Origin of the sequence: Mesorhizobium qingshengii, from assembly GCF_900103325.1 — a bacterium.
GTDB classification, from domain to species: Bacteria; Pseudomonadota; Alphaproteobacteria; order Rhizobiales; family Rhizobiaceae; genus Mesorhizobium; species Mesorhizobium qingshengii.
In genome coordinates this window covers 63,457-78,269 of sequence record NZ_FMXM01000004.1, presented here as the reverse complement: position 1 = coordinate 78,269, position 14,813 = coordinate 63,457, and the positions used below count along the sequence as shown (strand labels likewise).

Below are 14,813 nucleotides of genomic sequence, written 5' to 3'. Positions count from 1 at the left end.
ATGAAGTTTTCGCGCCTTCGCCTCCTCGGTTTCAAATCCTTCGTCGAGCCCGGCGAGTTCGTCATCGAACGCGGCCTGACGGGTATTGTCGGGCCCAACGGCTGCGGCAAGTCGAACCTGGTCGAGGCGCTGCGCTGGGTGATGGGCGAAAGCTCCTACAAGAACATGCGCGCATCCGGCATGGACGACGTCATCTTTTCCGGCTCGGGCACGCGCCCGGCACGCAACACCGCCGAAGTCACGCTTTTCCTCGACAACAGCGACCGCTCGGCGCCCGCCGCCTTCAACGATGCCGACGAATTGCAGGTGTCGCGCCGCATCGAGCGCGAGGCGGGTTCGCTCTACCGCATTAACGGCAAGGAAGCGCGCGCCAAGGACGTGCAGCTTCTGTTCGCCGACCAGTCGACCGGCGCGCGTTCGCCGTCGATGGTCGGGCAGGGCCGCATCGGCGAACTGATCCAGGCCAAGCCGCAGGCGCGCCGCGCGCTGCTCGAAGAGGCGGCCGGCATTTCCGGCCTGCACACCCGTCGTCATGAGGCCGAACTGCGGCTGAAGGCGGCCGAACAGAATCTCGAACGTCTGGACGACGTCGTCGGCGAGTTGGAAAGCCAGATCGAAAGCCTCAAGCGCCAGGCTCGCCAGGCATCGCGCTTCAAGAACCTGTCGGCCGATATCCGCAAGGCCGAAGCGACACTGCTGCATCTGCGCTGGACGCTGGCCAAGACGCAGGAAGGCGAGGCACGCTCGGCGCTGGCGGTTGCCACGGCGCTGGTCGGCGATCGCGCCGCCGCTCAGATGAATGCGGCCAGGGAACAAGGCATCGGCGCTCACCGCTTGCCTGACCTGCGTGACGCGGAAGCCGCCGCCGCCGCTGCCTTTCAGCGCCTGTCGATCGCCAAGTCGCAGATCGAGGAGGAAGCCGGCCGTATCCGTGCCCGCCAGGCCGAGCTCGAGCGCCGGCTGCAGCAACTCGACGGCGATATCGCGCGCGAAGAGCGCATGGTCCGCGACAATGCGGATATTCTCGAGCGCCTTCGCACGGAAGAAGCCGCTCTCAATTCCGAAAATGCCGGTGCCGCCGAGCGCGAGGCCAGCACCCGGTCTGCGTTCGAACAGGCAGGATCGACGCTTGCCGCAAGCGAAGCCAGGCTCGCCGCGCTGACCGCCGAGCGGGCCGAGGCCGCCGCTTCGCGCAACCAGATCGAACGGACGCTGCGCGACACCGCCGAGCGCCGCGACCGCTTCGCGCGCCAGCTCGCCGAGGTCGACCGGGAGTTGTCGGACATCCTGTCGAAGGTGGCCGGACTGCCGGATCCGGCCGAGAAACAGCTTCTGGTCGAACAGGCCATCGCGCTGCTGGAAGAATCCGAGGCTGCGGTATCGGAGGCCGAACAGTCGGTCGTCGATGCCCGCGCCTCCGAAAGCGCTGCCCGGCCGCCACTCCAGGACGCCAGGGCGGAGCTGGCGCGGATCGAGACGGAAGCGCGCACGCTGGCCAAGATCCTCAACGCCGCCAGTGGCGATCTCTTCCCGGCCGTATTGGAACAGATCAGCGTCGAGCGCGGCTTCGAGACGGCGCTGGGTGCCGCCCTTGGCGAAGACCTCGACGTGCCGCTCGACCGCAGCGCGCCGGTGCATTGGGGCGAAAGCCAGATCCATCCCGGTGATGCGGCTTTACCCGAGGGCGTCACGAGCCTTGCCAGCGTGGTTCACGCGCCGGCGCAGCTGGCCCGCCGGCTGGCGCAGATCGGCATCGTTGCGGACACTGATGGCCGCCGGCTGCAGGCGCTTCTTGCGCCCGGCCAGCGGCTGGTCAGCCGCGAAGGCGCGCTCTGGCGCTGGGATGGCTTTACCGCCAGCGCCGACGCGCCGACCGCGGCAGCGCAACGGCTGGCGCAGAAGAACCGGCTGGCCGAACTCGATGCCGAAGCCGTGCAGGCGACGCTGGTTCTGCGCCAGGCCGAGGAAGCGCTGGCACAGGCCGAACAGACGCTTCGCCTGGCAAGCGAGGCCGAGCGCAATGCGCGCCAGGCCGGACGTGACGCCCAGCATCGGCTGGACGCAGCCCGCAATGCGCTGGCCGAGGCCGAAAAGGCCGGCGGCGAATTGTCGAGCCGGCGCGCCGCATTGGATGAGGCACGGGCCCGCATCGTCGATAGCCATGAGGAGACGTCGGCGGCTTTCGTCGAGGCCGAGATGCTTCTGCAGGACGCGCCCGATCTCGGCGACCTGCAATTGCAGCTCGAACAGTCCTCGGCCAATGTCGCCCGCGACCGCGCCACGCTTGCCGATGCGCGTGCCGTGCACGAGGGTTTGCGGCGCGAAGCCGAGGCGCGCATACGCCGGCTCGATGCCATTGGCGCCGAGCGCAGCAACTGGCTGGAGCGCGCCGAAAACGCCTCAACGCAGATCGCATCGCTTGGTGAACGCAAGGCCGAGGCCGAGGCGGAGCGCGAGCGACTGGCCGATGCACCCGACGAAATCGACGCCAAACGGCGCGCATTGCTGTCGCAGCTCACCGAGGCCGAGACCTTGCGCAAGGCGGCCGCCGACCGTTTGCAGGAAGCGGAGAACAAGCAATCCGAACTGGACAAGGCGGCCACCGGCGCCATCCAGTCGCTGGCCGAGGCGCGCGAGACGCGCGTTCGCGCCGAAGAGCGGCTGACGGCGGCCGACGAACGCCGGCTGGAGGTCGAGGCGCGGATCCAGGAAACGCTGAACACGCCGCCGCATCTGGTCATCCGCCATACCGGCCTGGAAGCTGACAGCCCGATGCCGGAAATGGCCGAGATCGAGCGTCAACTCGACCGGCTGAAGATCGAGCGCGAGCGGCTTGGCGCGGTCAATCTGCGCGCCGAGGAAGAGCAGAAGGAGCTGTCCGACCGGCTGGAGACCATCGTCTCCGAGCGCGAGGATATCATCGAGGCCATCCGCAAGCTGCGGCAGGCGATCCAGAGCCTCAATCGTGAAGGCCGCGAGCGGCTTCTCGCCGCTTTCGACGTGGTCAACAGCCACTTCCAGCGGCTGTTCTCGCATCTGTTCGGCGGCGGCACGGCGGAACTGCAGCTGATCGAGTCCGAGGATCCGCTTGAGGCCGGGCTCGAAATCCTGGCTCGCCCGCCCGGCAAGAAGCCGCAGACCATGACGCTGCTGTCCGGTGGCGAGCAGGCGTTGACGGCGATGTCGCTGATCTTCGCCGTGTTCCTGACCAATCCGGCGCCGATCTGCGTGCTCGACGAAGTCGATGCCCCGCTCGACGACCACAATGTTGAGCGCTTCTGCAATCTCATGGACGAGATGGCCAACACCACCGAGACGCGCTTCGTCATCATCACCCACAACCCGATCACCATGGCGCGCATGAACCGGCTGTTCGGCGTGACCATGGCCGAGCAGGGCGTCAGCCAGCTCGTGTCGGTCGATCTGCAGGCCGCCGAGGCGATGCGCGAGGCTAGCTGAACCATCCGGGCTGCCTGGATCGCTTGAATGATCCTGCAGCGATTGGCCACTTTCAGTCTCCGCGTCGCAAAATCCAGTTTGCGCACATCGCGGCCGCGAGACCGAACGCCATGCCGACGCAATCGGCAACCCAGTCGAACACGTCAAGATCACGCTCTATCAGCGTCGTGCCCTGGAGAATTTCGATCGCGGCTCCAACCAGGGCAAGGAAGACGATTAGCCTTGCCTTGCGCTCGGGCCAGCCGAGGATTCCGAGGAATGTCAGGACGGCGAATGCGCTGGCATGGTTCAGCTTGTCGTAGTGGAAACCGACGTCGATGCCGAATTCCTCGAGACGGGGTACCGGCAACAGCGCAAGCACAAGAACGACAACGAGCGTGATGACAAAGGCGATCCGTCCCGCGGCCGAATAAGATCTCATGCTGCTCCAACAACAAATCTGTGCCTGACCGCCGAGAAAGCCAAAGCCGGCTCGAAGATCCGGGCCGGGCTTTTGCGGGAACACCCGATGGGGCAGGGCGTTTGTCCACCTTCACCTATTTAGGGCTTCTCATTCCTTAAGGCCTTCGTCCAGAGGCCGTCTGCCTTTTTTTGCCGGCGCCTCGCAGGCCAATATCATCCGCGTAGGGCGATGTGGCGAAACGTCCAGTTCGTCGAACATTCTAATCTCATTCCAGATGTGCGTACCTTCTAAATTCTACACCAGTTGAGATCTTCACAGCCCAACACCACGCTTCCTTCCGGCGCTCCAATCCACATCGCCTCTGCCGCGGGCAACGCCAGAAATATGGCTGCCGATCTGGCTGTCAATCGACTGCGACCAAGGCACGAGGCGGAAGCCAAGTCCGTCGTCGATCATTGCCAAGCGCCCAGAGGCAAGGGAAAAACGCTGCCGATAGATGCCGGCCACATGGTCGCCGTCCGAAGCCTTAGCGAACAACAATCCAGTGTCCTCGGCAAGCCTAGCACCGAGCAAGTTCACCTCACGGTCGCATAGTGCATCGATCAGGTTGCGCGCGAAAATGACGCGCTGTCCCTCGCGCCGAGCCAAATCTTGCTCGATCAGATGATCGACGCGATTCTCCAGCGCCTGCCTCACTACCTTGCCGAACCCGCCCTCGCCGAGTTCGGCCGGTTCACGCGCTACGAGTTGCCGGTCGAGCCAGGTCGAGCCGAAAGCATGAACCTGTTCTTCGATCGAAAAGTCAGAGCGCACTGCGAGTGCAACGCGGCTGCGGCCCTTCGCATCCTCGTAGCGACGAAGCTCGACGATTGAGCCTGGCGTAGAATCCCCAGTGGCATCGATTTCAGGAAAGCGGATGTGATGTGTACGCCCGTCAATGCCGTCGACGATAGCGTAGGCCGATCCGTATAGTTCGTCGTGCAGACCGCGCTCGAGCAGCCGGCCGATCACCGGCGTATCAATCAGCTCCGAGGCAAGCACGTAATCAGCCGCACCTCTTTCGAGCCCGTGCCCGGTCAGGCTGCGATGAATGCGCTTGATGATGTCGCCGCGCTCGCCGAGCGCACGCAAGGTCGTCTCAGCCTCTTGGGCCATCGTCCACTGGTTGGGACTGATCTCGTTGGCCAGGCCGAGGTTCTCCAGCTTGCGAAGCCGTCCGACCTTCTGCGTCAGAAACTCGTCTGGCGGGCGATAGGGACGCGGCGCGAGATCGATCATGCCAAGGCGATCCGCGTCTCGAACGAGCTGGCGGTCGAGCTGTGTCCAGCGCTCGGTATGGACCTGCTGTGCGATTGTCCGACGGATGTCGTGATCGGTGCGGGGCCCCAGCGTCTGGGTGAGGATGTCGCTCGCACGGTCGCGCATGCCCTGACGTATATAGTCCCGTGAGATGACGAGGTTCTCGCCATCATCGGCCACGCCGCGCACAAGAATATGAACATGCGGATGTTCGGTGTTCCAATGGTCGACGCCGATCCAATCCAGCTTCGTGCCAAGATCGCGCTCCATGTCGACCATGAGGTCACGAGCAAAACTCTTGAGGTCCCCCAACTCCAACGCATCGTCCGGCGAGATGATGAAACGGAAATGGTGCCGGTCGTCCTTGCACCGATCGGCAAAGACGTCATGATCGGGCTCGTCCCTGTCAGGGCCAAACATCGTTGCCTTCTCGCCGTCACGCGTCACACCCTCGCGGCGGAGATATTTGAGATGAGCAACGAGCGGCGTCGCCCCTCTGAACTGCCGGACAACACGTGCCTTGACCACGGCGCCGCGTGAGCGGCCGGTGATGAGGCGATTGGCGCGGATGCTCGCCGATCTGCCGCGACCGAATGTCGAGGCGCGCGGTGAGATGATCCGGCCCTTACGCGAGATATGCCCGCCCGCCCGCTGTGCCGCTGTGAGCGCCTGGAAAATGAAAGGGCGTGCATGCTGACCGGCTCGAGAGCGGATGCGGCCGGGGCGGACGCGAAAGTCGTCGTCACGGATCATGGCTGCCAATCCTGCGAGGTGGGCCTTTCCTGAATGAATTGAGAAATTTTCGACGCCGCACATCGTGGATCTGCGGCGCACATCGCGAAAACGTCGTGCAAATGCTTGAAATCCAGCACCCCGACCGAGCCGCACATCGCGACCCTTTATCCTGCCTTCCCTCTTCGCCTGCTTTCACGACCACCCCCCCGCCGCAATTTCCACGACGGAACAGGTCGGAATGCGATTGAGCAGGAATGCTGCGATCATTGTGGAGTCGCGGAGGAGCCCTGTACAAACGGGCTACGAATAGCGGGGTTCGGATCGGATACTCCTTCACTTCGCCAGCCGTCCGATTGTGATACAAGCGCCGTAAGATCGGTGACCGCTTTACCCACCCGCGCTCGCACGCTGGGTGAGCGGATCGCCGTGAAGACAGTCTCGACGGGAACATCGGTCTCGCGCTCGCCTTGCGAAGCTGAGCTATTCAAGGTGTTCACGACGTGCGCGAAAATCGCCGCATCGAGTGTGCTCGCCGTGCCCGATCGTTGCCGTGCGCGAGTCGAAATTGGAACCGCACCGTTGATCACCGGCGCGAGTTTCCTGACGTAGTCGATCGTCTCACGCGGCAGCGGCCGGCCGGTAGCAAGGTGCTCTTCGTATCGCCCAGGACCGGCATTGTAAGCCGCCAGGAAGCCGTTGCGTCCGAAGCGGTCGAGCATTTCGCGCAGATACGCTGCACCTGCAAGAATGTTGTCGCGCGGCTGATAAGGATTGTCGCCAAGGCAGTACCTGGTGCGCAGATCTTCCCACGTCGCCGGCATGATCTGCATCAGGCCCATTGCGCCCTTGTTCGACACTGCGTCAACATCGCCAACGCTTTCGACATGCATGACGGCGCGAAGCAGCCGCTCGGGAATGGCAAAGCGTTCGGCAGCCTCCCGGATATGCGCCGACCAGGGATCAGAGGATGAGATGGTGAGGCGGGAGTGCCCCGGCCGCTCACGATGCGGGGAAGGCTCTGCACAGACAGTAGACGCTGGGAGCGTGAGTATGATGCTTGCAGACAGTCCTGCAATACCTCGGCAGATTAAACTATATGCACCACCAGCCCGACGCGCCGGCAGCCTTCCATAGTGCTGGCCCGCGTCAGGGGCAAGGCTTCGCCGGCCGAGCCAGCCGGCCGCAAACCGCGGAACGATGAACGTCCTGAACGACGGGCAAGCGTCCGGCCGCCCTTGACCTTCGCTGCGCGCGGCAGCTGCCTGGCGGGCGATAGGGTCGAAGGGGTTGACCGGCGCCCGATTTGATGCCGAAAGGCCGCAGAAGCGCGATCGGAGCATCCGATCAGCCTCGCTCGTCGCGCTTGAGCAGCCGACTCCAGTGCAAGGCCCAGACACCTTTCTCGGCATCGGACTGGAACAGATTGGTGCGGATCGGCTGGATGAACGAGGGATCGTCAATGGTAACTGAGAGATAAGCGCCGGCCTTCTCGCCAGTGCGATCCCACGCTGCGCCGATCTCCATGCCTTCACAGAAGACGCGATGGTCTGGCGCGTTCTCCGCGTCCGACTTCTCGGCAGGCAGGATAGCGAGCTTGGCGTCGAGGGTCAGCGTAGAGATGTTGCCGAAGAAGCCGTCATCGCTGCGGGTGAAGATGCCGATCTGGGCCATTGCGTTGCTCCTTTCATGAGCGTTCGTGAGGGTTGGTGCGAGCCGTCACGGCTCGCCGCGATCCGCTTCCACAAAATCATCCGGTACCTGAGCAATGCGGTCGCGTGTCCAGACCGGAACCGCTCGACCGATTATCGAAGTGAGCTTCAGCGGGCCGAAATAGCGGCCGTCAAAACTGTCGGCTGCGTTCAAGTTCATAAGGAAGACCTCGTCACTGGCGATGAGGCGGCAGCCCTGCCAGACGGGCAGCCCTCGCTCGCGACTGTCACGCTCATGAGCATGTCCGACGGTCACGCCGTGGGCGATGATGGCTGTGCCTTGCCGACAGACTGTCGCGCCTCCAAGTGCCAGCACGCGCTTTAAGAGCGGCACGCCTTTCGGTAGATATTCGCGCTCAGCAAGGAAGCTCGACAGCGGTTCGGGCGGCATGACGACGGCGATGTCGGCAACAGCGATCCTGTTGGCCGGCTTGACGAGATAGAGCCCGGTTCGCACGCTCGCGGATGCATTCCAGACAAAGCGCAATCGATGGCCTGCCCACATGGGGGCCGCGACCAGAACTGCACCGCTGAGCATTGTGACGATAGTCGTTGCTCGCGTGCTCATAGCTCTATCCTGCAGCGCAGGAGCCAGGCCCCGTAGTGCTGGGTAATGTACGTCCTGAGCGCCGTGCGCACGGCGAGCCGACTGTGGGCACGCCGCCAGCAGTCCGACGAGACATCGACAGGATCGATGCCGATCGCCTCGATGGCGTCGATAATGTTCAGAACCTTCTCGACATTCGGCCATCCGGTGACCATGAGCAGGATGTCAGCGCCAGGTCGGACATATGCGACGGTCGAGCAGCGCTTACCGGCAACGGCGGCTCGCAGCCAACGAACGAAAGCGATGACGCAGCCTGGCGTGAACGAGACGACACCACGACTGCGGTCAATATTCCTATTCGAAGCAACCTTGCCGAACCTGATACAGTTCTCGATCCGCTTCTTAAGCCGCACCAGTTCGACGTGCGTGATATTGCTCATGCTGGCCTCCGTGACAGGAGGCCAGCAGTCGACGTTGTTAAACGAGGAGCGGAGAGATCAGTCGTGCTCCACGGGGAACAACGGTCGTCGACTATTATCCGCCTGGCCGAAAGGTCATGGTTCCGATCCGGCCGCTCGGGCTGAAGGTGGTGCGCGAGCTGGTTGACGGCCTTCCGGGGCTTGATGCAATCGTGGCGAAAGTCGATCGGTGTCACGCGAAGGGATTTGGCGAGGGACGAGAACGGCCACGACGAGAAGCCTTGCGCATCGCGAAGAGCAAAGGCGCCGGGGGGCGCATGAAACAACTCAAGCTGAGCCTTAGGGGGCGAGTGATGTCGCATTGTCTTGCGCCCTGGTCAGGAGGTGCGATCGCGTCTGCCGACATAGGCCGGCGCACGAGCGGCATGCTGCTTGGCTGGCGGAACATAGGTCGCATTCGCATCGCTGGTGGAGGTGCGAGCGCCAAGTGCGATCCAGGCATGCAGGTCGTCGATGTCGTAGAGGACCCGACCGCCGACCTTGCGGTACTTTGGACCGGTGCCATAGGTCCGATGCTTTTCCATGGTGCGAGCGCAAAGGCCTACGATTGGCGCTGCCTCCTTCGTTCGCAGGTATTTTTGGGGCGCGTCCACGGGACCCTTCGACATCGCTCGATCTCCATTTGGTTCTGGTGTCGTCCTGGCCTGCCGGGACGCGCAAATGGACGATGGCCGAATTAAGAAGAGGCGTGGGAGGGCAAAGATCGGGGGATGTGTTTTTGCTACCCCTGCGAACAGCGGTTTCAGCGGTCGGATTTTCGGCTGCGGCTGTGAGGATAGAAGAGAAGGTCGCGGTAACCGCCATCCACAAGACGATCCGCCCTTCGCAGGATCGCCCGAACCTTATGTCTCAGATGATGATCGCGCCAATCTCGAGGCGAGATCGACTCTCGTGACAAAAGCACCTCCGCGATCTCGCGGTAGGTGGCCTCTGCGCGTCTGGCGTCATGAGCGCGCAAATTGAGAGTATGCCTTGCCATTGTTTGCTTCGGCAGCGCGCCGTAGACCCGGCCAGACGGCCGGTCGCCGAGCGCCCGCCAGAACTGGCGCGCTGCGTCGAGGCGTGTCTCGAATGCAGTATCGAGTGGCAGTACGATGGCATTGAATTCGGTGGCGCCGCTGCGAATGTCAGTGACGAGAGTATTTGTTCCGGTCGGTGCCGGCCAAAGAATATGAAGGTCGTCTGCTTTCCAAACGGCGGCACCGCTGAATCTGGAAAGTTGGACCGTCTGATGCGAAGGGCTAACTGACGATCGGATTTGCGTGGCCCGCAGCACGCGCGGCGAGGCCTTTTCCGTCCAGACGATGTTCTGAGCTAACGGAAGCCCGTCACCGGTGACTGTGAAATCGCGCGCCCCAACGTGTGACGAAGTCGCCCGGGCCAACAGGTTCTACGGCACCTGGCAGATGTGATGACAGCTGGCCGCACTCGGCAACAAAGTCGTCGTTTCGGATCAGATACTCGGCAGCGAACTGAGCAGGCATGTAACCTTGCATGTGCGCGTAGGCTTCCGGATCGGTCCAATCGCCTTGCAATGCGCCAAACCCTCTCCCGATGCCCGCACCAGGCTGCGGGCTTCGGAATGAGCATCCCTGCCGATACACAAATCGGGTAGTTGGAGAGTCGGCAAACCGCTGTGCTGATTCAGCAAACCATGGCCTTGGACGGTCAGTGTGGCGCACCGCCGGCCAGAAGATATCGGTAGCCGTTCGTCGTCATCCAGCGGGCGCGGGCAAGATGCGTCTCCCATGACCGCAACTCCCGCTCTGGTTCCTCAGCCGGGTCTATTGCAGAACGATCCTGACAAGGCGTTGCACTTGCGTGCATGGAAATACGCGAGGTGTTTGCGCGCAATCTGAGGCGGCATCGGCAGGCGGTGGGCTTCCGCAAGAAGAGCTGGCCCACCCTGCGGATGTCGATCGCACCCATATCAGTGCGTTGGAACGCAGCGTCTACGGCGATCGACGTCGTCGACAAGTTGGCAGATGTTCCGGGATTGAGGCTGCGGACCTTCTAAGGCGGCCTCCATTGCGCGTCACACGGTAGTGAGCAAATCGCCCCCATTTGTATTTGTTGGCACCCATGACGGCAGTTGCATTGCGAGCCGGGCGAAGCCCGGCGAGCGGCCGCCGTGTCAAAAACGGCCGCACGCGCCGAGCCCGATGATCTGGTCGTTAGATATTCTTATGCTATGACGGTCTCGTTGATGTGGCGGACCTGAAAGGACGCCCGGGGAGACCTCGCCGGGCGTCCTTTCTTTGTTCATGCCGCTTTTTCCAATAGGGCCTTGGCCTTTCCTTCCATTTCAAGGCGACTGTCCTGATGCCCCTTGCTGCGGGCATGTGCAGTCATGCCCTGCACGAAATCGAAGATGCTTTCAGGCGGGCGGCCTTCCTCCTGCAATACAGCCTCGATGATCTTGCCCGTTTCGCTCTTGGAGAAACCACGCCTGCGCAGGAAGCTTTCGCGCTCTTCGTCGCTACGGGCGACGATCTTCTCGCGCGCGGCCTTGATCCCGGCGATGAACGGTGCGGGGCTTGAGTTTGCGAAGCTCGTCAAAGCGGGCGCTGCCTCGTGAGCAAAACGCTGCGCGGCAAACTTCGAATGCCGGATGCTGATTTCCTCAAAACCTTCAACGCCCCACAGATTGCGGTTCATGCACACCGCACGGAGATAGAAACTCGCAATGCCCAACGTCTTGCTGCCCACCTCCGAATTCCAGCAATAGAAGCCACGGAAATACAAATCCGGCTCGCCATTCGGAAGGCGTCCGGCTTCGATGGGATGCGTGTCGTCCACCAGAAACAGGAACACGTCTCGGTCACTGGCATAGAGCGTGGTGGTGTCCTTGGTCACGTCCACGAAAGGATTGTGCGTCATGGTCGCCCAGTCGAGAACGCCAGGCACCTTCCACATGGTGTCGCCGGTGCCATTGCCCGCGATCTTCATCACGGCGGCGACAAGCTCATGATCCCAGATGCGGCCATAGTCGGGCCCGGTTACGGCGCGAAGCTCAACGCGACCGTCCTTCGTCTCGAGCGTCTTCATCAATTCCGCTCTATGGCTCAAAAGGCCGTGCTGCAAATTAATGCCTGCCAGCGGCGCGGGCAGCTGGCGCATGTAGGTGGCTGGTGCGCTGACGAGGCTGCAGAGCTGGCCAAAACTCCAATGCGTCGGCGCGATTGGCTGGTCCTGTCCTGGGACGATGACCGCAAGCCGCTCTGCATTGTCGCGGGTGGCCTCCACGCCCACGGAGCGACTCTCGACGGTGCGGGCGGTAGCGCGGTCCGCTCTCTGCTTCACGGCATCAAAAAGCTCGGTGAGGCTCAAATAGCGCTCGTCATCGGGACGCGAAAACCATTCCGAGGAAACTCGTCCGATCCGCACGCCGCGCGAGATATCCACGCCAAAGCCGCTGGAAATCAGCTGCTGCTGGGTGTTGCTCTCGCTGTTGATGATGGTAGTCATGTTCACGGTGTTCACTCCTTTTTTCCGTTGATGCCGAAGGCATGTCCCCCGGCATGCCTTCCGGGGGCGCGGGAGCGCGCGGGAGTGATGGGGGCCAATGTCGGCGCGCGGAGCCGGGCTGCGCGGTCGAGCGAAGCGGATCAAAGTTCGTAAGGAGGACTTCCTGGCAGTCGGCCGCTTTGCGAGCCGGCAACCCTGCTCTGCACAGGCGGCATTGGCGGGGAAGCGAGGGAAAGTCGCCTCGCTTTCCAAAATGATCGGTAAGGCTCGTCCGTAGCCGTCAGAACAATGCAAGCGAAGCTTACTGGCGTGATAATCGCGACGGATAAGGATCGACGCTCTCTTTTCGGAAGCCGTGAATCATATCTCTCTCTCAGCGAACCTCTTTTTGGGTCGGAATCCAATTGAGCGCACGTGTCGCCAGTAATTCCTGTCGGCCTGGAAGTGCGACCTGTCCGATAAGCACGTCAGGAGATCATCTTTGCCCGAGGATATCCATTTGCCGCTTTTCGCCCCCGTATATTTGCGAATGATCTCATGCAGCAGGCTCAAGATCGCAAAGGGGCGAAAATGGAGGCGTCGCGGTGAAATGCGGCACGATCAAATTTGGCATAGTGAAAAGCAACATTGCCCGGCATCGACCTGCCAGATGTATGCCGCGCGTGACTAACCTCACTCCGCACCGACGTTATCTAGTTGGAGGCAGGCTTGGGACCAACGCAGGGAAATCTGACCCTAACGCGCAATGCGCGGACATATCCTCCGCCTGCGCAACGACAGCCGTCACTCTTTTCTCAAACGACAATCACACTTGTTCGGCGATCCGAAAGATCAATTGAAGATACCAGAGCGGTACGACGAGACCACGCCCCTACGCATTGAGATTGCTGCCCAAATCGCTTTTCCCGATGGCTCGATGGGGGCGGCTGGCTTGCGCAGGGAACGCGATGCCGGCCGGCTTGAAACGGAGCTGGTCGCCGGGAAGGAGTACGTGACCTTGGCCGCGATCATAAGAATGAGGGAGCTATGCCGCGGACGTCGAAGGGGCCTCTCCTCGTCTGGCGCGAAGAAAGCTGGAACAAGAACGGAACCCTTAGAAACAAGGCCGGATCGTTCATTTGGGATAGATCGACATTCCTCTGCGCTGGCGGCGGCGAAAGAGGCCGTCCAGGGATTGAAACTGAAAAGGCGCTCGCGGCCCACATCGCCGATAAGTACTCCCCCGTGCGAGAACACGGACATGCTGCCGTCGACGTCCTGATCGCTCAGGTAATCCACCTATACCTGAACGAGGTTGCGCCTGCGCATGTCACGCCCGAAGAGACGGCTGCTCGGTTAGACAAGATCCTCGATTTCTTCGGAGAAATGACACTCGCCGACATCAACGGCAAGCTTTGCCGAAGCTACGTCGCGACTAGATCAACCGAAGCTGCGGCGCGCCGAGAACTTGAGGATCTGCGCGCGGCCATCAACTACTGCCGCAAGGAAGGTTATACGACAGCCGCGCCGACGATTTCACTGCCCGAGAAGCGCGCCGCACGTGAGCGCTGGCTGACGCGCGGTGAAGCCGCTGCACTCATTTGGGCTGCATGGCGCATGAAGCAAAGTTGGAGAGGCCAGGAGAGTGACAGGCGCACCGGGCGCCATCTTGCCCGCTTCATTCTCGTCGCGCTCTACACGGGGACGCGCTCAGGCGCGGTTTGCGGTGCAGCCATCCGTCCGACCGAAGGGCGTGGCTACGTGGATCTCGACAGCGGGGTCTTTCACCGCCGCGGTGATGGCGCCAAGAGGACCAAGAAGCGCCAACCGCCCGTACGGCTACCGGACCGGCTGCTGGCGCATCTGCGTCGCTGGTCGCGCACCGATCTCGACATCAAGACCAAGGGACGCTGCAAAAGCGCGAACATTGGCCGCAAGATATCACAAGACTTTGTTGTAGAGTGGAATGGAAGACCTGTTAAATCAATAAAGAAAAGCTTTAGGAAGGCGCGCATAATCGCCGGTCTTGGCCCCGATGTTACTCCGCATATTTTTCGTCACACCGCCGCGACATGGCTAATGCAGGCTGGTACAGACTTGTGGCAGGCGGCGGGTTTTCTTGGCATTACCGTCGACGTCCTCGTGGACATTTATGGACACCATCATCCCGATTTTCAGATAGAGGCGGCTGAGAATATCACCAAGAAAAGTGTTGCCACCAAAGCCACGAAGCCATCCAAACTGGGAGAGGCACAAAGGGCGAACGCCGACGTTGACCCACTGCAAGAACTAAGATGAAACGCGATGATTGTCAGAGAAATTGACGAAAATGGCTAGGAGTTTACGATTATCCTGGTAGCGCACCTCGTTCGGGACGAGGGGGTCGCAGGTTCAAATCCTGCCACTCCGACCAGAAAGGAGGGGTCCATTCCTGATACACAGATTACTGCCGTCTCAATCCCAGTGTGCATAGGTCAGTTCACGAAAGGCGCGATTTCTTTCCGATCCAACTTGATCCGATAGTCGATCTCTCCGAAGACCTCTCCGCTCCGTGCGCTATAGGCACCATTGAGGCACAACGAAGTCGCGTGACCACAGCCCGCCGCGACACCAATCAACCAAGTTGGCTCGGTTAGAGTTCACCAGAAAGCTCGCCAAATGCAGCGCGCGTTGGCATTGTACTGGCCTGCTCGGCAACTGCTCGAGCCGCCCGCCTTTGACAGTTGATTGGGAAA

The 14,813-nt window shown here is 61.8% G+C and carries 12 protein-coding genes, 1 tRNA gene and 1 pseudogene; 3 read left to right on the top strand and 11 right to left on the bottom strand.

Going from position 1 to position 14,813, the window contains the following annotated elements; translation table 11 throughout:
* Positions 1 to 3,459, top strand: a complete 3,459-nt coding sequence (smc, locus tag BLS48_RS07145) for a chromosome segregation protein SMC (protein ID WP_091576335.1) — start codon at positions 1 to 3, stop codon at positions 3,457 to 3,459.
* A gap of 52 nt (positions 3,460 to 3,511) precedes the next feature.
* Here smc and BLS48_RS07140 read toward each other — a convergent pair whose 3' ends face one another.
* The 11 genes and pseudogenes from BLS48_RS07140 to BLS48_RS07085 form a co-directional block, all read right to left on the bottom strand.
* Positions 3,512 to 3,880 (bottom strand): VanZ family protein, encoded by a 369-nt coding sequence (locus BLS48_RS07140; RefSeq protein WP_091576333.1) that lies wholly within the window; start codon positions 3,878 to 3,880, stop codon positions 3,512 to 3,514.
* 294 nt (positions 3,881 to 4,174) lie between these two features.
* Positions 4,175 to 5,914 (bottom strand): relaxase/mobilization nuclease domain-containing protein, encoded by a 1,740-nt coding sequence (locus BLS48_RS07135; RefSeq protein ID WP_091576332.1) that lies wholly within the window; start codon positions 5,912 to 5,914, stop codon positions 4,175 to 4,177.
* A gap of 245 nt (positions 5,915 to 6,159) precedes the next feature.
* Positions 6,160 to 6,786, bottom strand: a complete 627-nt coding sequence (locus BLS48_RS36760) for a lytic transglycosylase domain-containing protein (protein WP_244529533.1) — start codon at positions 6,784 to 6,786, stop codon at positions 6,160 to 6,162.
* Between the two features lie 454 nt (positions 6,787 to 7,240).
* A complete protein-coding gene (locus tag BLS48_RS07125) occupies positions 7,241 to 7,567 on the bottom strand; it encodes a DUF736 domain-containing protein (RefSeq protein ID WP_091576328.1) in 327 nt (108 codons plus the stop codon).
* Between the two features lie 45 nt (positions 7,568 to 7,612).
* Entirely contained in the window at positions 7,613 to 8,173 is a 561-nt protein-coding gene (locus BLS48_RS07120) for a S26 family signal peptidase (protein ID WP_091576326.1), read from the bottom strand.
* The gene (locus BLS48_RS07115) at positions 8,170 to 8,592 is read right to left on the bottom strand and encodes a DUF2840 domain-containing protein (RefSeq protein ID WP_091576324.1); all 423 of its coding nucleotides are present in this window, start codon (positions 8,590 to 8,592) and stop codon (positions 8,170 to 8,172) included. Before BLS48_RS07115 ends, BLS48_RS07120 begins: the two co-directional genes overlap by 4 nt.
* 356 nt (positions 8,593 to 8,948) lie before the next feature.
* The gene (locus BLS48_RS07105) at positions 8,949 to 9,239 is read right to left on the bottom strand and encodes a helix-turn-helix transcriptional regulator (protein ID WP_091576320.1); all 291 of its coding nucleotides are present in this window, start codon (positions 9,237 to 9,239) and stop codon (positions 8,949 to 8,951) included.
* A gap of 134 nt (positions 9,240 to 9,373) precedes the next feature.
* Entirely contained in the window at positions 9,374 to 10,015 is a 642-nt protein-coding gene (locus tag BLS48_RS07100) for a DUF2285 domain-containing protein (protein ID WP_167364986.1), read from the bottom strand.
* Positions 9,960 to 10,115: a transcriptional regulator domain-containing protein gene (locus BLS48_RS36755; RefSeq protein ID WP_425284664.1), complete on the bottom strand. Its 156-nt coding sequence runs from the start codon at positions 10,113 to 10,115 to the stop codon at positions 9,960 to 9,962. The genes BLS48_RS07100 and BLS48_RS36755 overlap by 56 nt, the downstream gene beginning before the upstream one ends.
* 184 nt (positions 10,116 to 10,299) lie before the next feature.
* Positions 10,300 to 10,419 (bottom strand): annotated as a pseudogene (locus BLS48_RS36135) (DUF2285 domain-containing protein); the annotation flags it as partial.
* Positions 10,420 to 10,893: 474 nt separating this feature from the next.
* Complete coding sequence (locus tag BLS48_RS07085) at positions 10,894 to 12,099, bottom strand: DUF932 domain-containing protein (RefSeq protein ID WP_091576861.1); 1,206 nt, start codon at positions 12,097 to 12,099, stop codon at positions 10,894 to 10,896.
* A 1,026-nt stretch (positions 12,100 to 13,125) separates the two neighbouring features.
* On the opposite strand from BLS48_RS07085, the gene BLS48_RS07080 reads away from it, so the two are divergent.
* Positions 13,126 to 14,376, top strand: coding sequence for a tyrosine-type recombinase/integrase (locus BLS48_RS07080; protein WP_091576317.1), 1,251 nt, complete (start codon positions 13,126 to 13,128; stop codon positions 14,374 to 14,376).
* A gap of 38 nt (positions 14,377 to 14,414) precedes the next feature.
* Positions 14,415 to 14,487: transfer RNA gene (locus BLS48_RS07075), tRNA-Pro, on the top strand.
* Positions 14,488 to 14,813: the final 326 nt, after the last annotated feature.